General features: G+C 43.5%; 17 protein-coding genes and 6 pseudogenes. 15 read left to right on the forward strand and 8 right to left on the reverse strand.

Annotation, left to right across the window (positions count from 1 at the left end; genetic code table 11):
• Positions 1 to 59: 59 nt before the first annotated feature.
• Together JCM19037_RS04570 and JCM19037_RS04575 are read left to right on the forward strand one after the other, a co-directional pair.
• Complete coding sequence (locus tag JCM19037_RS04570; protein WP_042398324.1) at positions 60 to 923, forward strand: ComEC/Rec2 family competence protein; 864 nt, start codon at positions 60 to 62, stop codon at positions 921 to 923.
• Between the two features lie 1,317 nt (positions 924 to 2,240).
• On the forward strand, positions 2,241 to 3,914 hold the full coding sequence (locus JCM19037_RS04575; protein WP_042398327.1) for a glutathione ABC transporter substrate-binding protein: 1,674 nt from the start codon (positions 2,241 to 2,243) through the stop codon (positions 3,912 to 3,914).
• A gap of 91 nt (positions 3,915 to 4,005) precedes the next feature.
• Here the strand turns inward: JCM19037_RS04575 and map are convergent.
• A pseudogene (gene map, locus JCM19037_RS04580) lies at positions 4,006 to 4,749 on the reverse strand (type I methionyl aminopeptidase).
• A gap of 147 nt (positions 4,750 to 4,896) precedes the next feature.
• Between map and JCM19037_RS04585 the strand changes: the two are divergent.
• Positions 4,897 to 6,413 (forward strand): annotated as a pseudogene (locus tag JCM19037_RS04585) (BCCT family transporter).
• Positions 6,414 to 6,477: 64 nt separating this feature from the next.
• On the opposite strand, the pseudogene JCM19037_RS04590 reads toward JCM19037_RS04585, so the two are convergent.
• Both JCM19037_RS04590 and JCM19037_RS04595 read right to left on the reverse strand, forming a co-directional pair.
• A pseudogene (locus JCM19037_RS04590) lies at positions 6,478 to 6,776 on the reverse strand (multidrug efflux SMR transporter).
• Positions 6,773 to 7,116 (reverse strand): annotated as a pseudogene (locus tag JCM19037_RS04595) (multidrug efflux SMR transporter). The pseudogenes JCM19037_RS04590 and JCM19037_RS04595 overlap by 4 nt, the downstream one beginning before the upstream one ends.
• 71 nt (positions 7,117 to 7,187) lie before the next feature.
• Between JCM19037_RS04595 and JCM19037_RS04600 the strand changes: the two are divergent.
• The 3 genes and pseudogenes from JCM19037_RS04600 to JCM19037_RS25500 all read left to right on the forward strand — a co-directional run bounded on the left by JCM19037_RS04600 (position 7,188) and on the right by JCM19037_RS25500 (position 9,731).
• Positions 7,188 to 7,781, forward strand: coding sequence for a TetR/AcrR family transcriptional regulator (locus JCM19037_RS04600; protein WP_042398329.1), 594 nt, complete (start codon positions 7,188 to 7,190; stop codon positions 7,779 to 7,781).
• A gap of 64 nt (positions 7,782 to 7,845) precedes the next feature.
• Positions 7,846 to 8,957 (forward strand): annotated as a pseudogene (locus tag JCM19037_RS04605) (glycosyltransferase).
• A gap of 84 nt (positions 8,958 to 9,041) precedes the next feature.
• Positions 9,042 to 9,731, forward strand: coding sequence for a hypothetical protein (locus tag JCM19037_RS25500; protein ID WP_052363538.1), 690 nt, complete (start codon positions 9,042 to 9,044; stop codon positions 9,729 to 9,731).
• Between the two features lie 86 nt (positions 9,732 to 9,817).
• Here JCM19037_RS25500 and JCM19037_RS04615 read toward each other — a convergent pair.
• Positions 9,818 to 11,001: pseudogene (locus tag JCM19037_RS04615) on the reverse strand (PLP-dependent aspartate aminotransferase family protein).
• A 95-nt stretch (positions 11,002 to 11,096) separates the two neighbouring features.
• Here JCM19037_RS04615 and JCM19037_RS04620 point away from each other — a divergent pair.
• The 8 genes from JCM19037_RS04620 (at position 11,097) to JCM19037_RS04645 (ending at position 16,836) form a co-directional block, all read left to right on the forward strand.
• Positions 11,097 to 11,372, forward strand: coding sequence for an HU family DNA-binding protein (locus tag JCM19037_RS04620; RefSeq protein WP_042398332.1), 276 nt, complete (start codon positions 11,097 to 11,099; stop codon positions 11,370 to 11,372).
• A 153-nt stretch (positions 11,373 to 11,525) separates the two neighbouring features.
• Complete coding sequence (locus JCM19037_RS23995; RefSeq protein WP_081829060.1) at positions 11,526 to 11,687, forward strand: Fur-regulated basic protein FbpA; 162 nt, start codon at positions 11,526 to 11,528, stop codon at positions 11,685 to 11,687.
• Between the two features lie 805 nt (positions 11,688 to 12,492).
• Entirely contained in the window at positions 12,493 to 13,266 is a 774-nt protein-coding gene (locus JCM19037_RS22060; RefSeq protein ID WP_052363539.1) for a glycosyltransferase family 2 protein, read from the forward strand.
• A gap of 25 nt (positions 13,267 to 13,291) precedes the next feature.
• Complete coding sequence (locus JCM19037_RS22065) at positions 13,292 to 13,888, forward strand: bifunctional 2-polyprenyl-6-hydroxyphenol methylase/3-demethylubiquinol 3-O-methyltransferase UbiG (RefSeq protein WP_052363540.1); 597 nt, start codon at positions 13,292 to 13,294, stop codon at positions 13,886 to 13,888.
• Positions 13,885 to 14,754, forward strand: a complete 870-nt coding sequence (rfbA, locus tag JCM19037_RS04630) for a glucose-1-phosphate thymidylyltransferase RfbA (protein ID WP_042398335.1) — start codon at positions 13,885 to 13,887, stop codon at positions 14,752 to 14,754. The genes JCM19037_RS22065 and rfbA overlap by 4 nt, the downstream gene beginning before the upstream one ends.
• A gap of 86 nt (positions 14,755 to 14,840) precedes the next feature.
• The gene (rfbB, locus tag JCM19037_RS04635; RefSeq protein ID WP_052363541.1) at positions 14,841 to 15,716 is read left to right on the forward strand and encodes a dTDP-glucose 4,6-dehydratase; all 876 of its coding nucleotides are present in this window, start codon (positions 14,841 to 14,843) and stop codon (positions 15,714 to 15,716) included.
• Entirely contained in the window at positions 15,713 to 16,567 is an 855-nt protein-coding gene (gene rfbD, locus JCM19037_RS04640; RefSeq protein WP_042398337.1) for a dTDP-4-dehydrorhamnose reductase, read from the forward strand. Before rfbB ends, rfbD begins: the two co-directional genes overlap by 4 nt.
• Positions 16,568 to 16,641: 74 nt before the next feature.
• Positions 16,642 to 16,836, forward strand: a complete 195-nt coding sequence (locus JCM19037_RS04645) for a YwbE family protein (protein ID WP_042398340.1) — start codon at positions 16,642 to 16,644, stop codon at positions 16,834 to 16,836.
• Here the strand turns inward: JCM19037_RS04645 and JCM19037_RS04650 are convergent.
• The 3 genes from JCM19037_RS04650 to JCM19037_RS22075 are packed head-to-tail and all read right to left on the reverse strand — an operon-like array spanning position 16,827 to position 17,960.
• Complete coding sequence (locus tag JCM19037_RS04650; RefSeq protein ID WP_042398342.1) at positions 16,827 to 17,189, reverse strand: VOC family protein; 363 nt, start codon at positions 17,187 to 17,189, stop codon at positions 16,827 to 16,829. The genes JCM19037_RS04645 and JCM19037_RS04650 overlap by 10 nt on opposite strands.
• Entirely contained in the window at positions 17,173 to 17,598 is a 426-nt protein-coding gene (locus JCM19037_RS22070; RefSeq protein WP_052363542.1) for a hypothetical protein, read from the reverse strand. The genes JCM19037_RS04650 and JCM19037_RS22070 overlap by 17 nt, the downstream gene beginning before the upstream one ends.
• Entirely contained in the window at positions 17,592 to 17,960 is a 369-nt protein-coding gene (locus JCM19037_RS22075; RefSeq protein ID WP_052363543.1) for a class I SAM-dependent methyltransferase, read from the reverse strand. Before JCM19037_RS22075 ends, JCM19037_RS22070 begins: the two co-directional genes overlap by 7 nt.
• A 105-nt stretch (positions 17,961 to 18,065) precedes the next feature.
• Here JCM19037_RS22075 and JCM19037_RS04660 point away from each other — a divergent pair, with 105 nt between their 5' ends.
• Positions 18,066 to 18,902, forward strand: a complete 837-nt coding sequence (locus tag JCM19037_RS04660) for a LysR family transcriptional regulator (RefSeq protein WP_042398344.1) — start codon at positions 18,066 to 18,068, stop codon at positions 18,900 to 18,902.
• A 13-nt stretch (positions 18,903 to 18,915) separates the two neighbouring features.
• On the opposite strand, the gene JCM19037_RS04665 is transcribed toward JCM19037_RS04660, so the two are convergent.
• The gene (locus JCM19037_RS04665; protein WP_042398346.1) at positions 18,916 to 19,659 is read right to left on the reverse strand and encodes a polysaccharide deacetylase family protein; all 744 of its coding nucleotides are present in this window, start codon (positions 19,657 to 19,659) and stop codon (positions 18,916 to 18,918) included.
• Positions 19,660 to 19,734 lie beyond the last annotated feature (75 nt).

The following is a 19,734-nucleotide window of genomic DNA, read 5'->3' on the forward strand; positions in this document are numbered from 1 at the left end:
CAGTAGTATAATTCCGAAAGCTTCTAAAGGAATTGTAAAGCTCAGAAAGGAACGATGAAATGAACAGATTAGGCAAATGGGTGCCTGTGTTATGCCTAACCCTTCTCCTAGTTGGCTGTGATTTTGAAGAGAGCGGAGGTGCAGAACGAGATCCAGGTGGAGAAAGTGATTGGAACCATGCGGAAATTGTATTTTATGACGTAGGGCAAGGGGATAGTACACTTCTCCGTGACGGTGAAACTACAATTCTTATCGATACAGGTAGACACGATGACGATCGTATTCTTTCGTACTTAGAAGAGGATGAGGTTGGAACGATTGATCTTTTAGTTTTAACACACCCTCATGCAGACCATATCGGTAATGCCGATGTCATTTTGGATCAATATGACGTGTCAGAAGTGTGGATGAGTGGGGAAGAACATACATCTTTAACGTATGAAAGAATCGTTGACGCTATTCTTGAGAGTGATGCGGATTATGAAGAACCACGCGCAGGGGATGATACGAACATTGGACAATTCCAAATTGAAGTTGTAGGGCCTGATCAACTGACGGGAAATCTTAATGATGGTTCTATTGCGATGCGCGTGGAGGTTGAAGGAGTGAAGATGCTGTTTACAGGTGATGCGGAAGAGGACGCCGAAGAACAAATGCTCGAACAGCCAGAACGTCTACAAGCCGACATTTTTCATGCAGGGCATCACGGTTCATCGACGTCAAACACGGCTCCGTTCTTAGATGCAGTAGATCCTGAAGTTGCGATCTATTCTGCTGGTGCAGACAACGAATACGGTCATCCTCATGATGAAGTGGTCGAACGTATACACGAAAAAGGCATTGATTTGTTTGGAACCGCTGAACATGGCGAAGTGTATGTCATCATTGAAGATGGAGAATGGGAATTATATACCGAACGCTAAAATTCAATAGCCGGTGATCGCAGGTTTGGGCATAAGTTTTTATGAATGTGAGATTTACGCTCTAGCGTTGGCCGAGCGCAAGTCATCATGTTTAACCTTAGAGGTCACGAATAGAAATATTTGGGATTTTTAGGAGATCTAGATCGTGGGAAAACGTCGGTTTTTACCAAATACTGGTCGATCTATATAAGTTGAACTAAAGAATTTCTTCAAAAGCCAATGGTAAACCAACCGTTAACGTCAAAAGTTCAACGTCATTGAAGATCAATGTTAATCGTTCACAGTAGACGTAGCAATGAATCGTTTCTATGACCACCGTTCAGTGTCACAATTAAGTTCCTCTAGCACAACAATGTCGCCTCTTCAGTACCGTTGATTGGAACGAAATGCGGTGAAAAAGGAACGAGACGAGGCCTCGCAGGTCGTCAGAGATTCATTGAAAAATGTATAACAACGTTTCGTTTGCTATAAATAGAAAATCCCACGTAGACCCTGTCTATGATGGGATTTTCTTCAAGGAGGAACCATTTTTAGCCGGAATTCCCACATAGAAAGGCGATAACCCCACATAGACGGTTCTATGATGGGATAATGTACTATCGCAACGCTCCATATAGTTGAAATCCCCACATAGGTCATAGGTCGGACCTGCTTGTTCGCGTTAACGAGTAACTTAGAGAGTGAGACGTTATTTTTCAGTGACCTTGCCGTAAGACAGAGTCTAGGCTGGTCATAGTCCGGTACAATACCGAACTTTAACCAGCCAATCAGCCTCATAATATAAATTTTAACTTTTGGGGGTCACTACCCAATCAGGAAAATCTAAAGTTCACACTATCTAGATCATTTTTCACGACTTTCTGCACCAGCGATAGCTCCTTAGTTTTGGGGATTTCTAGGTGAATGACGATCTAGATCGCTTTGAAACTCCACAGCTTAAGAGACGCTAGTCCATCTCTGAACATTCGTTTCTACACCGAACGTCAACTTTGCTTTATCCTAGCAAGCATCAACACCTTCGGAGCCGAAGATAAACCGAACGGTCTATGGCATGACTTGTGCTGACGGCTTGTTGGCTTTTGAGACTAAAAGAAGTGGTGGAGTTTCTTAGACGAGTGTTTGGAGCGGAGGCTTCATGTAGTTACAACCTCAAGAACCTGTGAATTTCTTTCCTTCAACGGATCTTTATCGCTCCTAGTTCGAATACATTGTCTGTATATTTAAACTAGGAAAAAAATAACATCTTGTCTATCACGAGATAAAAAGCTACAATGATCTTGATCATATTATTGCAAGGATCGATAAGGGGGATAAAAAGTGAGAAAATTCAAAAGGGGAATTGTTAGTGGTGTTGCTGTTTTAACGTTTGCAGGCTTGATGGCAGCATGTTCAAGCGATCCTGTTGATGAAGACACGGTGGAAGAAGGCCCAGATACTGAGGAAACAGAAGATGATCCTGATGATGAAGCAGATGACGATGACAATGGGGATGACACTGCTGAAACGGGAGAGGCACAACAAGGTGGGAATTTGCAAATAGCTGTATTCCGTGATGCTGTATCTCTTGATCCGCATGGTTCGAATGACACGGCTTCTACACATATCCGAACGAATATTTATGAAAAGCTCGTCAATCATGATGAGAATATGGAAATTCAACCTGAATTGGCTGAAGACTTTGAACAATTGGATGAATACACATGGGAGTTTACTTTACGTGAAGATGTAACGTTTACAGATGGCACACCGTTTAATGCGGAGTCTGTTCAAGCGACATTAGAGCGTGTACTCGATGAAGAGACGGCTTCACCGAAGAATTTTATGTATGAAATGATTGATGAGATTGAAATTGTTGATGACTATACGGTTCAAATTATAACTGAATTCCCGTTTGCGCCATTAGCAGCAAACCTTGCCCATGACGGCGGGGGAATGATCAGTGCACAAGCGATTGAGGAAGAAGCGAATGGTGAGCGAAACCTCGACCTTGAGCCTGTCGGTACGGGACCATTTATGTTAGAAAATTGGGATCAAGGAAACGAAGTCGTACTCACTAGAAATGAAGATTATTGGGGTGAGCCAACCTACCTTGATACTGCAACGTACAGCGTTGTGCCAGAACAATCAACACGGATTGGCCAGTTAGAGACTGGAGAAGCACACGTTATTGATGACATTGAGCCGATTAATATGTCACAAATTGAAAGTCTTGAGAACGCTGATGTGTCAACTGTTGAGAGTTTACGTCTTGATTATATCGGGATGAACAATGAAGTGGAGCCGTTTGATGATCCTGATGTTCGCCGAGCGATTGCGATGGCAGTGGATAAATCAACGATCGTTCAAGGCATCTATGAAGGATATGGTTCAGAAGCGATTGGTCCTTTGAACCCTCTCGTATTTGGATATAGTGAAGGGTTGACGCCTTTGGAGTATGACCCAGAAGAGGCACAAGAATTGTTAGATGCAGCCGGTTATGAAGATGGATTCGACGCTTCGCTACTCGTGGATGAATCGAACCCATTAAGCATCCAAATGGCAGAGATTGTTCAAGATCAGTTGAGCGAATTTAATATTAACATCTCTCTTGATCAACAAGAGTGGAGTTCATTACTCGATAATTCAGCAAATGGTCAGCACGACATGGTCGTTCTCGGTTGGACGACAGTAACAGGGGACGCGGATTACGGAATGTACTCGTTGTACCATACCGATGAGCACGGGGCTTCAGGGAACCGTACATTCTATAGCAATTCAGAAGTAGATGATTTGTTAGACGAAGCTAGATACGAAGAAGATGACGATCGAAGAGTAGAGCTGTATGCAGAAGCGCAACAAATGATTATTGACGATGCACCAAAGATCTTTACGGTTCATGATGAGTTTAGAGTTGGTATTTCCAATGATGTTGAAGGATTTATTCAACTTCCAAATGGTGTATATGACATTAGTGGTGCGTATTTAACAGATGGAGATGACGCAAGTTATTAACCATAGTTGAAAAGTGCGCTCCCCCATAGAGATCGGGGGAGCGCACTTTTTCTTTGGAAAAAAACAGTAAATTTTTCAAAAAAGTAGTTTGTTATTTATTTTGATCTGTTAAAATAAGTGGATCAGTGTCGGTAATGACGATGGTATGCTCAAACTGTGCAGACCGTTTTCCATCTAGCGTCCGGACTGTCCAGCCATCTTCGTCCATGTACATATCAAAAGTTCCTTCGTTGATCATAGCTCGATGGTAATCACCATCCCTTCTTGGAGAAGAGGACCGGTTCCGGGTTCGCCAAAATGCTGGAAAACAGGAGGCTCGTGAATGTTTCTACCTATGCCATGCGCGAGCAGATCTCTGGCTACGCTAAACCCATGAACTTCTGCATGTGTTTGAATCGCATAGCCGATGTCACCTGTACGATTGCCGCTCGGGCCTTGTTAATACCTTTATAAAGGCACTGTTTTGTAACGTCCAACAGCCTCTTGGCACATTCATCGACCTGTCCTATCGCATACGTCCAAGCAGAGTCCCCCTTCCATCCATCCACATCAAAAACGGTATCTATCGTGACAATATCTCCGTCTTGAAGCGGGGTTGGATTTGGAAAGCCATGTGCAATGACATCATTAACAGCCGCACAAGTTGCAAACGGGTATCCTTTGTAACCAATTTGTGCACACGTCACGCCGTTTCGTTTCGCAAAATCACGAACAAATTTTTCAATGTCAGCAGTAGATGTACTGGTACCATCATCGACCGCAATGACTGATGCATGAGGGCTACATATGCACTTGGAATTTTAAGCTTCTCAATTTCATCGTTATGTCGTTGCATACACGTGTACTCCCTCCTAGTGTGAACTGAGAGTTAGTGTATGAATACACATAGAAAATGGTGGTACCGGTTTTTACACATTCATAGTTAGGACAAATGTTGGCAATCTTAGAAGCAACAGCTCATTACAGAGAGGCAAGTGGAGAAATGAAAAGAATCGACAATGTGTTTTTGATTTCTGGAATTATTATTCTTTTGCTCGTAATTGTCGGGTCTGTCGTTCCGAATTGGTTGGAAAATGCAACGGCATTGGCACAAGACTTTATTAGCAATACGTTTGGTTGGTATTACTTAATTCTAGTCACAACATTCCTCATCGTGACGCTGTACTTTATGTTCGGACCGATGGGAAAGATGAAGCTAGGAAAGCCGGATGAAAAGCCAGAGTTTAGTCGCCTTTCTTGGTTGTCGATGTTGTTCAGTGCTGGTATGGGTGTCGGGCTTGTGTTTTTTGGGGCCGCAGAACCTGTTAGCCACTATGCAATTCAATCACCCACAGGCGAATTAGGAACAGATGAAGCGGTGAGCAATGCCATTTTGTTTACAGTATTTCACTGGGGATTGCACGGCTGGGGAGTGTATTGTATTCTTGCACTCGCCCTCGCTTATTTTAACTTTAGGCATGATCGACCAGGCTTGATCAGTTCGACGTTACATCCTATTTTAGGAGACAGAGTTAATGGGCCGATTGGAAAAGCGACGGACATTATTGCAGTGTTGGCGACCGTAACAGGTGTTGCCACAACCATTGGCCTTGGTGCTATGCAAGTAAATGGTGGTATGGCTTTTGTATTTGGTTGGGAGATGAACTTTTGGACACAAGTTGGAATTGTTGCTTTAGTAACTGTGCTGTTCTTGGCGTCAGCTTGGTCAGGATTGGACAAGGGAATTCGTGTTTTAAGCAACTTAAACATGTCGATTATAGCCATTATATTCCTGCTATTACTGGCAGCAGGACCGACAATGTATGTGTTAAATCTTTTCACAAATACAATAGGAGAGTATTTACAAAACTTGCCAAGATTAAGTTTTAGAATTTCACCATTTGACGAAGAAAACCGACAGTGGGTGAACGATTGGACGTTGTTCTACTGGGCATGGTGGATTTCTTGGGCGCCGTTTGTCGGTATATTTATTGCTAGGGTTTCACGAGGAAGAACGATCCGAGAATTCGTTACAGCAGTATTGCTTGTGCCGACGGTCATCGTATTTATTTGGTTCTCCGTATTTGGGGGAGCAGCCATTGCTTTAGAGCACGATGGGGTAGCAGTTATTTCTGACTTCATCACCGAACAGATGTTGTTTGCCACCTTCAGTAACTATGGCTTTGGTACATTAATGTCATTTTTAACATTGTTTGCGTTGTTTGTATTCCTCGTTACCTCGGCTGACTCCGCCACGTTCGTTCTGGGGATGTTAACGAGTAACGGCTCAAATACACCACCAAATCGCTTGAAAATTATTTGGGGCGTACTTCTTTCCGCAACCGCACTTGTCCTGTTGTACTCAGGTGGTTTGCAAGCCTTACAGAATACACTCATTATCGCGGCTTTGCCGTTTTCAATCATCATGTTGCTCATGCTTATTGGTTGATCATCGTATTAACAAAAGAGGGGAAACAGTTGTCAAGAGAAGGGAAACAAGCGAAAAAGCCGAAGGCATAAAAGAAAGCCACAACGTTCTTCTCAACGAACGCTGTGGCTTTTTTCTTATGTTAAGAAACGACCCTCAGCCAACGACAGCAATAATAACGAGAATGATGAAGAAAATTCGAGCCCGATCTTTGGATTCTCGATAGAAGATCATGCCTATAAGGCACTACCAACCGTCCCTATTCCTGTCCATACGGCATAAGCGATACCGAGTGGAATGGTATTCATCGCCAGTCCGAGCAGAGTAAAGCTAATGATAAAGCCGACGATCAGAACAGCGTACCCCTTTTTCTTTTGGCCAGCGGCGATCATTTGAATGCCTGTCACACCAACCACTTCGAACAACCCGGCAATAATTAATACGATCCAGCTCATTCAACGCCCTCCTTTTGCTCTTTGCTGTCTCCGGTCACAACTTTTAGGCCGATGACACCGATGAGTAAAAGTAGTAAAAACAGAAGCGTGCCCACGTTCATTTCGGCTCCGAAAAAGAATAATCAACCATAACTGTACCCGCTGTTCCTAAGGCGACAAAAACGGCATAAACCGTACTTGTAGGAAGTTGTGTTGCCGCTCGTATGAGTAACATGAAACTAACAATAATGGCGACGACGGTAAAGGACCATTGTGTGAACGTGTCAGCATATTTCAAGCCTGTCGCCCAACCGACTTCAAATACAGATGCTATAATAACGAGTAACCACTGAATGTTCATAAGAAACGTCCTTTCGAAGTATTAACGAACGGTCGTTAGTGTATCATGGGGACATAGAAGAAGCAATACAAATGGAGAAGGTGATACAAGTGACAACGAAAGAGCGAATTATTCAAGCGGCACTGACTCATTTTGCAGAACATGGATATGAAGGAACAACATTAGCCATGATTGCATCAGATGTTGGCATTCAGAAACCTTCCCTTTATAACCACTTTAAAAATAAGGAAGAATTGTATTTGTACATTGCAGACAAAGTGATGTCAGAGCTAATTGAAAACATGAAAAGTTGTATAAAAAAATTTGAAAATCGACCGATTGATGAAAGGTTAAAGCAATTGCTAATTTCGAGTTCTGATTTTATTATTCGTAAGCAGAAGGGAATGATGTATAAACGATTTATGATTTTCCCGCCTGCGCCGTTGAAGGAATCAGTGAGAAATATTGCTGTTGCTGGAGATGGTGAGATTAATGCGTTACTTGAGCAGCTGTATGAACAAGGAGTCGATGAAGGGTTCGTGAAAATTAGTCAATCGACGTTCCTATCAAGTTATTATGTATTACTAGACGGCCTATTTACAGAAGGATTTATTTATGAGGAAGAAGATTTTAGAAATCGTTTTGAAGATGCCTGGCATGTATTTTGGAAGGGAATTTCAAGTTAGGCACACGTACGGTTTTTGATACATACGATGTCACAAATCCCTAGTGTTGGGAAGGAGTGGCACGATGATCAGAATTAGTTTGTGCATGATTGTTAAAGATGAAGAAGAGGTACTAGGTGGATGTTTAGCGTCTGTGAAAGATTGCGTAGATGAGATTGTTATCGTCGATACCGGCTCCAGTGATCGCACGAAAGAAATCGCTGCTCAATACACCGAAAACGTGTTTGATTTTGAGTGGGTAAATCATTTCGCCAAAGCAAGAAACTTCGCTTTCTCAAAAGCAACAGAGCCATTCATCATGTGGCTGGATGCAGATGACATCTTGTCTGAAGAGGACCAACTGAAATTGAAAAGACTGAAGGAAGACCTTGATGAGACGACCGATGCGGTTTCGATGAAGTATCATCTTACCTTTGATGCGAATGGCGAACCGATGTTTACTTATCGAAGACACCGCATCGTGAAAGCTGCCTGTGGATTTAAATGGCAAGGAGCCGTACACGAATTTTTGCAAGTGGGTGGAAATATTGTCACTTCAGATGTTGCGATCACACACCGTAAAGAAGAGAAAACTGTACAGACCAATGCAGACCGCAACATTAATATTTATGAGCAAATGATCATCGATGATGAACCTTCACCCCCCGAGATCTTTTTTATTATGCCAATGAGCTAAAAGAAAGAGGCAGACACGAAGAAGCGATCAATAAATATGAAGAATTTATGCAAACGAAACAAGGCTGGGTGGAAGATGAGATCCGAGCCTGTCAAGCAATGACACATTGTTATTTAGCCGTGGATGAGCCAGACCAGGCTGTTGATCAAGCGCTAAGGACATTGAAGTTAAAAGAACCCCGCCCTGAAAGTTGTTGTATGATCGGCAATCACTTTCAACAAAAGTTAGACTTTGAGAACGCCCTTTTTTGGTATCAAATGGCGGTCCATCAACGGGAAGGAGATTCTCTTAATTTCGTGAACCACGCGTATTCAACATGGTATCCGTATTTACAACAGTGTGTTTGTTATTTCAGGTTGGGAGACATTCCGAGTTCGAAAGAAGCAAACGAAAGAGCTGCTGAAACGATGCCAGAACATGAAAGTGTCATCCAAAATCGCAAATTGTTTGCGGATTTGGAAAAGCAAAACAAGGCAGAAGCTGAATCTCAAGACAAGTAGGCTTATGCAGGTTCCAACCTCCACTGTTTGCATAAGATGTATGGAAATCCAAATAAATATCGCTCACTTTGGAGGTGAAGAAGCATGAATTTTAATCTATTTAACCCGAACAGAGGAAACCGTAGAAGCGGTTCAGCGGGTATAGAAATAAATAACAACTTAATTAATGGTCCAGGATTCGTAGGTAATGGCGGAGGGTTCCCGACAGTGCCGACAGTGCCGACAGTGCCGACAGTGCCAACAGTGCCAACAGTGCCAACAACCCCAACGATTCCAACAACGCCTACCATCCCAACAACGCCAACAATCCCTACTATTCCAACGACCCCAACAACGCCAACAATCCCAACGGGCGTTGTAGGACCTACTGACACGTATGCTTTTGCTGCTAACTTGACGGCGCAGACGTTGACACTGATTGCTGCTGGAACGAACGTACCGTTACCAGATGGCCAGAACTTAAGCAACATTACTGTGGATGCAGCTAACGAAGTCTTTTCAGTGAATGATTCTGGACAGTATCTCATTAGTTACGATGTCAACCTTACAGCGGCAGTTCTCGTTAGCGCTCGCTTAACACAAAACGGCGCAGTCATTCCTGCATCTGAAGTATCCCCATTAGCTGCTGTTTCAAACTTGTCTGCGAGTGTGGTTGTACCATTAACGGCTGGAGACACAGTGTCCTTGCAACTAGCAGGACTCATTCCAACGGTTCTACAAACAGGGCAAGGAGCTAGTGTAACGATTGTACGTATGAGTGCGACAGAAGGCTAAATTTAAACTGTTGAGAACGCTTTGTTCTCAACAGTTTTTTTCATGGAAAAACCCGTAATGAAAGTCATTACGGATTAAGGCGGCAACTATAAATCGAGTCTTTTTAGCGCTTGCTTTATGTCATTCCAAATGTCTACATAATGCTCAAGACCGACAGAGAGACGGATGAGGTTATCGGTAATGCCCATCTCCTGGCGTACTCCTGCAGGGATGCTGGCGTGCGTCATGGAGGCAGGGTGTTCAATAAGCGTCTCTGCGTCTCCTAAACTAACCGCTAGAGGGATCATTTTAAGGTGATTCAAAAAAGTGAACGCTTCATCTTTCCCCCCATTCAAGTAAAAGCTAATCATTGCGCCACTTTTGTGCATCTGTTTTTTTGCAAGGTCGTAATCCGTGAATTGAGGGTTTCCAGGATATAAGACTCGGTCTACAGACGGATGCGTTTGCAGGCGATCGGCAATTTTCTTAGCATTTGAACAATGACGGTCCATGCGAACGGCGAGTGTCTTCATCCCGCGAAGCAATAACCACGCATCAAATGGACCGAGTACTGCGCCGAGATTTTTTTGCGCATATGAGTGAATGTCTTTCATAACAGGAATATTTCCTGCGACAACGCCAGCAATCACATCTCCATGTCCGCTAATATACTTCGTTGCGCTGTGTACAACCAAGTGGGCGCCAAGTTTCAAAGGGCGTTGTAAATAGGGAGTAGCAAACGTATTGTCCACAGCGAGTAGTAATCATGCTTCTTTGCGATCTCAGCAACGGCTCGTATGTCAGTCATTTTCATCGTAGGGTTAATTGGTGTCTCAACAAAAAGCATCTTCGAATTTGGGGTAATCGTTTCGACCAACGCTTTTTGGTCGTTCATATCCACATAACTTGAGGCAATGTTATAGCGACTTGAAAATTCTTCGAGCAATCGATATGTGGCACCATAAATCCCATCCGAAACAATTACATGCTCCCCGCTCTTCAAGTGTGAAAGTAGAACGGCGGCAATCGCTCCCATACCCGAGCCAAATGCAAGCGCTTGATCGGCTCCCTCTGCGGTAGCCATGCGATCCTCGAATACTTTTACTGTAGGGTTTCCCATGCGGGAATATACAAAACCAGGATCGTTCCCAGCAAAACGATCTTCACCAATTTCTGCTCGCTCAAAAGAAAACGTGCTCGTTTGATATATGGGAGGAGTTAAACTACCATACTGATCTTTCGTCGTGTGATGTGAGCCATGTATATATTCCGTTTCTTTTCGCTTACTCATAAAACAGCACACCTTCCATAAATTTCTATTCGGATGTATAAATTCAGAAATGTTCACCAAAACTAAAGGTAACCAAATAAAAGGGAGGCTTATCAATGAATAAATCCGAACTCATCAGTGTTGTTGCTGATAAAAGTGATTTGACGAAAAAGCAAGCAGAAGTTGCGGTCAACGCAACCTTTGAAGCAATCACTGAGCATCTGCAATCAGGGGACCGTGTGCAACTTATCGGTTTCGGTCAGTTTGAAACGAGAAAACGTGAGGCGAGAACCGTGCGCAACCCAAGAACTGGCGAAGAGATTCAAGTATCTGCAAGTTTATCACCCGCGTTTAAGCCTGGCAAACGACTTAAGCAAGCCGTTAATGTTTAGAGTTTGCGTCTAAAAACAGTTTACGCTGAATAGGTATAATCTGTTCAGGGTGACCTCTGCTTTTTCTGTGTTTACTGTTCGACGTAGAAGGGTATAGTAGGTAGAACGTGAGTACACCCTAACACCAAGAACATATTGAAAGGGTAGAAGAGTATGGCTGTTGAATATTACTCTCGGAATCAGAATTATAGTAAGGAATTCCTTGTGCAGAAACTATTGTCTTTAGATATTTATAAAGTCGGAGATAAACAATTATACGAACTAACCGCTCGGGAACTGAATGATGAATTCTCTAGACAAATGAATATAGGATAACTTTACGAAAAACCCGCCTGTTTTTAAAACAGGCGGGTTTTTCATGAGTACTGATTTTGACGAGATCAGTTGAACTAAAGCATTTCACGCGATTAGAGGCGACTTCGTTAACGCCAAAGCGTGCGAAACAAATGAATAATTGATTGAGGGAATGAAGAAGGCTTTGGCAGTTGACGGTTCATTTTTGCAAAGCGCTACATCTGCTTCCATAAACGCCTGGTTGAAAGTAAATGACTAACGATTGGAAGCAAAATGAAATCAAAGTGGCATCGATGGGTGATTATTTTTCCAATCCAAGCTCTTTGGGAACAAACAACCTTTTTAGCTACCTCCAACATCGATGGAAAACTTCGACCGGTTCTAAGGCCTTGGAAAGATGAGGGAAGTCAAATATCATACGTAGAATTTACACTAAATCAGGTCTATTCGTATCCTTGTTATGAATTTCTATGTTGTGTAATTTGACACTGCCAGAACCTATGAAAGTGATGGCAGAGAGTGAGCCGTGTCAACTTTACACAAACATCAAAGCTCGTTACATAAAGCTCCCGTATTTGCTCGTAGCCATATCTCATTTACACACTTTTTTTCCAAATGAGAAAGAGTTTATTTGCTCGAATCTTACGATGCGTTGTGCGAAAAATCAGCAGGAAAAGTCTTTAACACTGCAAAAGCAAATATCGATGATAAAACAGCGACAGAATATGGACAATTGTGCAGTGCATAGGTTGATTGAGGATGGGTGACTGCCTTCTTTTCACACGATGTGGGCATTTGTCATATGAATAAGGAGGTGGTGATGTAGATGGTAACGAGCATAGTGATTCTCACATACAACCAATTAGAGCTAACGAAGCAGTGTGTTGAGAGTATTTATAAGCATACCGATCGGTCGTTATTTGAACTAATTTTCGTTGATAATGGCTCAACCGATGGTACGGTCGAGTACTTATCAGCAATGGAAGACGTGAAGTGTCAGTTTAACGAGACAAATCAAGGATTTGCAAAAGGGTGCAACCAAGGTCTTTCGCTCTCTGAAGGCGACGATGTATTATTTTTAAATAATGATACAGTGATGACACCCAGGTGGCTAGAACCTTTACAAAAAGAACTTCATGCAGATGAAAACGTAGGGATGGTTGGCCCGGTAAGTAATTATGTGAGCGGTGCTCAACTGGTAGGTGTTGATTATACCGACCTTGCTCATCTGGATGACTTCGCTGTACGTCATCAAAAACAATATGCAGGACAGACGAAACGGACACTGAGGCTCGTTGGTTTTTGTTTGCTTGCAAAACGTTCATTAATGGAATCACTTGGAGGATTTGATGAGCGATACAGCATCGGGTCTTTTGAAGATGATGACTTGTCGGCACAAGTCGTTCATCGAGGATACCAATTAAAAATTGTAAAAGAATCCTTCGTTCATCATCATGGGCACGCAACGTTTACCGGTAATGATGACCTGGATATCTATCATTTGTACATGACAAACCGCGTGAAATTTATTGAGAAGTGGCGCACGGATATATCGGCATACATGTTCCCGCGTAATGAACTTGTTAATCTTGTGCCTTAACGGCAACGAAAGTGCTCGATATCGGGTGTGGTGCTGGTGCGTCCGGTTTAGAGATTGTCGGGCGCAACTCGCGGCAGATGTTTACGGAATTGAAAAAGAAAAGTCTCTGTGTGACTTCTCAAAACATCATTACGCACACGTTCAGATAGTTGAAAAGTATGAGCATACCGACTTTTCCCAACTACCGAATGACTTTGACGCGATCGTCATTCAAGATGTGCTTAATCATACGGTGAATCCGTGGCAATTTATAATGAATATTGCCGAATATCTCAAACCTGGCGGCATGATGGTCATGAGTGTGCCCAACTTTATGCACAGTTCGGTCGTGATCCCGATGCTGGAAGGGAAATGGCAAGTGAATGATGGGGGAGTGACGAAGTGGAGTCATTTGCGTCATTTCACACCGTTTACTGTGGATGATCTCTTTCCGAGCGAACATTTCAACATGCGCGTAAAGACGTACACACAGCTACAACAAGATGAAAAGCAACAAGCGTTTTTGCAAGACATACAAGAGGCTGGAAAAAAACACGGAATTTCAGTCGATCACCTTGCCCAACTTTCATCGATGTACCAAATCATTTTGCAAGTGGAGTGGCTTGGGGGTGAAAAAAAATGAAGGGCATTATTCTTGCCGGTGGGGATGGAACCCGTCTTTATCCATTAACAAAAGCGGTTTCCAAACAGCTCTTGCCTGTATACGATAAGCCGATGATCTACTATCCTCTGTCGGTGTTGATGTTAGCGGGTATTCGTGAAGTGCTCATTATTAGTACGCCTATGGATACACCACGGTTTGAACAAATGTTAGGCGACGGGTCGTTTGTGGGCCTCGATATTACGTATGCTGAGCAAGCGGAACCTAAAGGAATTGCGGAAGCGTTGATCATTGGCGAATCATTTATCGGTGGAGAACCGGTCGCATTGATCCTCGGTGATAATCTGTTTTATGGAAGTCAATTTTCGAAACGATTGGAAGAGGCGGCTTCTTTAGAGGAAGGGGCGATCGTGTTTGGCTATTCGGTACGAAACCCGGAGCGTTTTGGGGTCGTGGAAATGGATGAGGATGGAAAAGCATTGTCGCTTGAAGAAAAACCAAAAGAGCCGAAATCTTCAATTGCTGTAACGGGGCTTTATTTCTATGATCATCGTGCCGTTCAGTTTGCTAAGAAAGTAAGGCCATCCGCGCGGGGTGAGTTGGAGATCACATCTGTAAATGAGCAGTATATGCACGAAGGCCGTTTGCGTGTTGAGCAGCTAGGCCGAGGGTTTGCATGGCTTGACACGGGCACACATCAGTCTCTTCTAAACGCGTCGGCATTCATTGAGACGATTGAGGAGCGGCAGAGCTTAAAAGTCGCATGTATTGAAGAAATTGCTTATCGAAAAGGGTATATCACGGCAGACCAACTCGTTGAGCTTGCTAAGCCACTCAAGAAAAATGCGTACGGTCAGTATTTGCTTGCGGTTGCTAACGAACGTTAGGAGGAGCCTATGAAAGTTCTTGTTACCGGCGGGGCTGGTTTTATCGGCAGCATTTTATATTAGCGTTACTAAAAGAAAGGTCAAATGTGACGATCATCAATGTGGACCAACTCACATATGCGGCAAATCTTGAGCATTTACAGACGGTTGAAAACGATGATCGCTATCAATTTGTACGTGCGGATGTAACCGATCAAAGAAAGATGATCCAGCTAGTCACTGAACAACATGTCGACGCGATTGTACATTTTGCTGCTGAGTCACATGTCGATCGCAGCATCGCTCATACGTCACCGTTTATACGTACAAATGTTCAAGGGACTGATGCGCTGTTGCAAGCGGCGCTATGCGGTGAAGTGAAACGGTTTATTCAAGTGTCTACCGACGAAGTATATGGAACATTAACGAAAGAGGATGAAACGTTGTTCACAGAGCGCTCTCCGTTGCAACCGAACAATCCTTACGCGGCGAGTAAGGCAAGTGCTGATCTGTTAGCGAGGGCTTATCATCAAACGCATGGTTTGCCCGTATGTATTACGCGTTGTTCGAACAACTATGGTCCCCATCAACACGAGGAAAAACTCATTCCAACCCTCATCAAAAAAGCGATGAACAACGAGCCTCTTCCTCTTTACGGAGATGGACAGAATATACGCGACTGGTTATACGTTGAAGATCATGTACAAGCGATTTTAAAAGTCTTGGAATATGGGAAATCCGGTGAAGTGTATAACATTGGAGGCTACAATGAGCTTACGAATCAAACGATTGCAGAAAAAATCGTCGCAGCCTTTCAACTTCCTATTAGCCAGATTCATTATGTTGAAGACCGCAAAGGTCATGACCGTCGGTACGCCATACAAGCAGATAAAATTGAGAGAGAGCTAGGATGGAAGGCAACGACAGACTTTGATCGCGCATTTCAGCACACCATTGACTGGTATGTGGGGGTGAACAGATGACGAATAGGCGGATACTAATTACAGGAGCTAAGGGGCAACTGGGTAGCCAAGTGGCCGAGTTTCTACAGCAATATGAAAATGATCAGGTAGTGGCATTAGGGCGTCAACAACTGGATATACGCGTGTTGGAGTCGGTAGAAAAAGTGATAAATGAACACGAGCCCGATGTTGTTATTCACTGCGGGGCATACACCGATGTGGACGGGGCAGAGAAAGATCCCGACCAAGCATTTGCGGTTAATGCCTACGGAACACGGAATGTTGCCATTGCTGCTCGTCGAGTCGGCGCAAAGCTTGTGTATGTAAGTACCGACTTTGTATTTGATGGAGAGTCTTCAACTCCGTATATGGAGTTCGATCCAACTGACCCTCAAACGATCTACGGTCAATCCAAACGTGCAGGTGAAGTTTTCGTCCAACAGTTGCACAATGAATTCTTTATTGTTCGCACGTCTTGGCTGTATGGAGACCGAGGTCATCATTTTGTGCAAAAAATTCTCGATCGTGCTCACGCACAACCCTACTTGGAAGTCGTTGATGATGAAACAGGTTGCCCGACGTATACGTACGATTTGGCTGTCTTTATTGATCAACTAATCGGCACACGTGCGTATGGATTATATCATTTCTCCAACGCGGGTTCGTGTTCACGGTTTGAATGGGCAGAGAAGATTGTTCAGCTTTCAAGGTTAGAAACTGCGGTACGAAGAATTCAGCGCACACAGCTAAAAGTACGTACCCCACGGCCGATGTATTCTGTATTAAGTCATCAGTCGCTTGAGGCGAACGGTTTTCCAAAACCTAGACGATGGGAAGAAGCGCTATACCATTATTTACATCGTCAACTATAGAAGAAGGTTGTGTTTGTTTCTATAAAGCCGTATGATTAGGAGCAGATCATAAGTGGTACACAGGAGGCAGCGGTATGGACGGTAAGATGAGAAGTCAGGTGAAACCAGGGGCGGAAGTAGACATTGTGCTAAAGGCCGACCAGCGAACGGGGACGCTAACGAGGGGGACTGTTCAAAGTCTTCTAACGAAATCAAGCAGTCACCCTCACGGGATTAAAGTACGGCTAACAGATGGTCAAGTTGGAAGAGTCAAAAAGGTTCATGAGTAGAGTGATAGAAACTCCAATCGATTTCCGAAGGGATCCGTAGTAAAAAAACGCTTTGCATATGGCAAAGGAGTGGCTTCCTTTATCGGATACCCGGCTTTGGTAAGAACGGCTTGAAGCGCACCCAAATCCTTCACTTGGAAAGCGGGATGGGCTTTTTTGTTTGGAGAAAAGGGCTCCTCAATACCAATATGAAGGTCAATTGAACCTATGGTGAACCAACACCCACCGTTGTCACGTAGTTCCTTTGGTTTTTCAATTTCTTGAAGTTGAAGTAGGTCTCCCCAAAACTTACGACATTCGTCTTCGCGACCGATGGGTGCAGTGATTTGTATATGATCAAGCGTTAGAATCATGAGCGAATTCCTCCTGTTTTATTCCTTCCCAGACGGTCCAGCGATCTCGGTCAATGACGTCTGAAGTTTGAATATGTTTTTTCATGTGAGCAATGAGTGCATGAAGATTTTCGTCGCTTAACTTATGAAGAATTGACCTTCCTTGACGACGATGAAAGGAAGTGACCCAATTCTCTTGTTCGTACACCGCCCGAGTTTCCCAAAGTGTGTGAATGGACAGACTCGTAAAACCGCTCGCTGCCAACGCTTGGTACATTTGTTCTGAAGTAGGACGCCGTTTCTCTTCAATGTGTTTAAGCTGCGGGAAACATTCAAACAAATAGCCGCGCAAGTGGTGATTTGACCCAGGTAGCAAACAATCTTCGAGTGTTCGGTTCTGAATGATTAAGCGCCCGCCTTTTTTTAACACACGCCCGGCTTCTGAGAACCAGGTTCAAGGGGGTCAATATGGTGTGTGAGCGCGCGCATAATCACCACATCTGCAAAGTTGTCTTCTAAAGGAAGTTGAGTGGCAGAGCCGTACAAAAACTTTACTTCAGGAATGTCTTGTCTCGCCGTTTTTAGCAATGCTTTTGACGAGTCAACACCGATAACGTGAGCTCCGTGGTTACTCATCTCCCGCGCATATAACCCCCCGCCAGATCCAACGTCAACGATGGTTTTACTTTTTACATCTAGAGTTCGAAAAACATTTGTTAGCCAGTCTGGGTCAACGCTGCGTTCACTGTACATTTTTTGGTACTGTGTATCGTGAAAAGAAAAATCCTCCATAATTTCACCGCCTTTAATGCAAGTATAGCGAAAAAGATATATAATAAGAACAACAGTTATTGAATTAACATGTATAAGAAAAAGTAATAGCATAGAGGTGGGCATATGAAAGATTTTACACTCATCGTAGCGTTAGATACATATCGTTCCATGCAAAAAGCGGCATCGCATTTGTTTATTTCACAGCCTGCCATTAGCCAGCGTCTTAAAACAATTGAGCACAATTGGGGGAGAGACTTATTCGTCCGAACGAGTGCGGGGTTAACTCCTACTCCTGCAGGTGAAGTGCTCATTGAATATGCAAAAGCACAACTCCAAGCAGAGCAAACAATGAAAGATCAATTAGCAAAAATGGACAATCACGTTGCCGGATCATTAAAAATTGGTGTTTCTTCTGTAATCGCACAATATGTACTTCCAAACATATTAGCAAAATATATGGAAGAATACCCTGAAGTACGCATCGAATTGCAAACAGGATTAAGTGCTGACCTCCTCCGCGAAACTCCAAATCGTCATCTTACGATTGTTCGCGGGGATGAACCTATGGTCGGTATGCACGTGGAGTCGTGGTTTAGCGAACCGCTCGCTCTCGTTTATAAAAATCACGACGCAACAGCCTACGACATTTTAACCGACCTTCCATTTTTATCTTTCCAAACTGAGCCAAGTTACCACGTGAACGTGAGAGATGCCATAGTAAAACAATACGGGGTCTGGCCAGAAAGAGTGTTGGAAGTAAATAATATTGGGACATGCAAAGCTCTTACTCTAGCTGGCGTTGGAGCAGCTGTGCTCCCTGCATGTAGCGTGGCAGACTTGAGTGATCGTTGTGTCGTTGAACCGCTTAAAACATCTAGCCGTAAGACGTGGCTACTCTATGAAAAAGAGCTTACACACTTACCACAACTTCGCACATTTTTACAGATGCTTAGCGTTTAGAGGGAAAGTTGTTTTACAGACCGACAAGCTCTGGAGGAATTCCTTCATGGTCACTGTAAACGAGCAATTCACTAATCGTCACGAATTCAAAGCCTTCATCACGTAACTCCGTAAGAATTCGGTCAAGCGCTTTTACTGTTTCACTACGGTTACCCCCTGCATCATGAAACAATACAATATCACCAGGCGTTGATCCGGGTGCAACATTATTCACAATTGTGTTCACGCCGGGTCGCTTCCAATCTCGTGAGTCTTGATGCCACGACCACATAACGGTGCGATAGCCTTCTTGAGCAGCATAATCAACCGTAAAATCATCATAATACCCGCCCATTGAACGAAAGAAAATCGGTCGGACGCCGGTCGCATTCTCAATGGCCATTTCTGTAAGTTCAAGTTGATTCATAAACTCGTCCTTCGATATGCCTCGCAACGGGCGATGATCATATGAGTGGTTACCGATTTCATGACCTTCAGCCATTTCTCTTTGCAAAATCTCCGGGTAACGCTCTGCATGTTTCCCAATGACAAAAAAGGTTCCCTTTGCATCGTGCTTTTTCAGAACGTCCAAGATGAGAGGCGTATACATAGGGTGAGGGCCATCGTCAAACGTGAGCGCAATTAATTTTTTGTCTGTATGTACATTCCAAACAACTTCGCCAGATTCGATAAACTCGGCTTTTGATTTCCCGAGTACATCGTTATGCATTAAAAATATGAGCATGATCACAAAAGCGATAATTAAAAACTTTCTCATTAGCACAAGCCCCCTTTGCTTTACTCCTTTAGCTTGTGTCTGATTGCTTGTTTCATGCGTCGACGTGTGGAGATT

The sequence above is a fragment of the Geomicrobium sp. JCM 19037 genome (assembly GCF_000698105.1).
GTDB lineage: Bacteria > Bacillota > Bacilli > Bacillales > Marinococcaceae > Geomicrobium_A.

Bases quoted from the DNA above. Each gene is read 5' to 3' on its own strand.
- JCM19037_RS04570 (WP_042398324.1), top strand. From the start codon at position 60: ATGAACAGATTAGGCAAATGGGTGCCTGTGTTATGCCTAACCCTTCTC.
- JCM19037_RS04600 (WP_042398329.1), top strand. From the start codon at position 7,188: ATGGAGAAGGTGATACAAGTGACAACGAAAGAGCGAATTATTCAAGCG.
- JCM19037_RS25500 (WP_052363538.1), top strand. From the start codon at position 9,042: ATGAATTTTAATCTATTTAACCCGAACAGAGGAAACCGTAGAAGCGGT.
- JCM19037_RS04620 (WP_042398332.1), top strand. From the start codon at position 11,097: ATGAATAAATCCGAACTCATCAGTGTTGTTGCTGATAAAAGTGATTTG.
- JCM19037_RS23995 (WP_081829060.1), top strand. From the start codon at position 11,526: ATGGCTGTTGAATATTACTCTCGGAATCAGAATTATAGTAAGGAATTC.
- JCM19037_RS22060 (WP_052363539.1), top strand. From the start codon at position 12,493: ATGGTAACGAGCATAGTGATTCTCACATACAACCAATTAGAGCTAACG.
- rfbA (WP_042398335.1), top strand. From the start codon at position 13,885: ATGAAGGGCATTATTCTTGCCGGTGGGGATGGAACCCGTCTTTATCCA.
- rfbD (WP_042398337.1), top strand. From the start codon at position 15,713: ATGACGAATAGGCGGATACTAATTACAGGAGCTAAGGGGCAACTGGGT.
- JCM19037_RS04645 (WP_042398340.1), top strand. From the start codon at position 16,642: ATGGACGGTAAGATGAGAAGTCAGGTGAAACCAGGGGCGGAAGTAGAC.
- JCM19037_RS04650 (WP_042398342.1), bottom strand. From the start codon at position 17,189: ATGATTCTAACGCTTGATCATATACAAATCACTGCACCCATCGGTCGC.
- JCM19037_RS22075 (WP_052363543.1), bottom strand. From the start codon at position 17,960: ATGGAGGATTTTTCTTTTCACGATACACAGTACCAAAAAATGTACAGT.
- JCM19037_RS04660 (WP_042398344.1), top strand. From the start codon at position 18,066: ATGAAAGATTTTACACTCATCGTAGCGTTAGATACATATCGTTCCATG.
- JCM19037_RS04665 (WP_042398346.1), bottom strand. From the start codon at position 19,659: ATGAGAAAGTTTTTAATTATCGCTTTTGTGATCATGCTCATATTTTTA.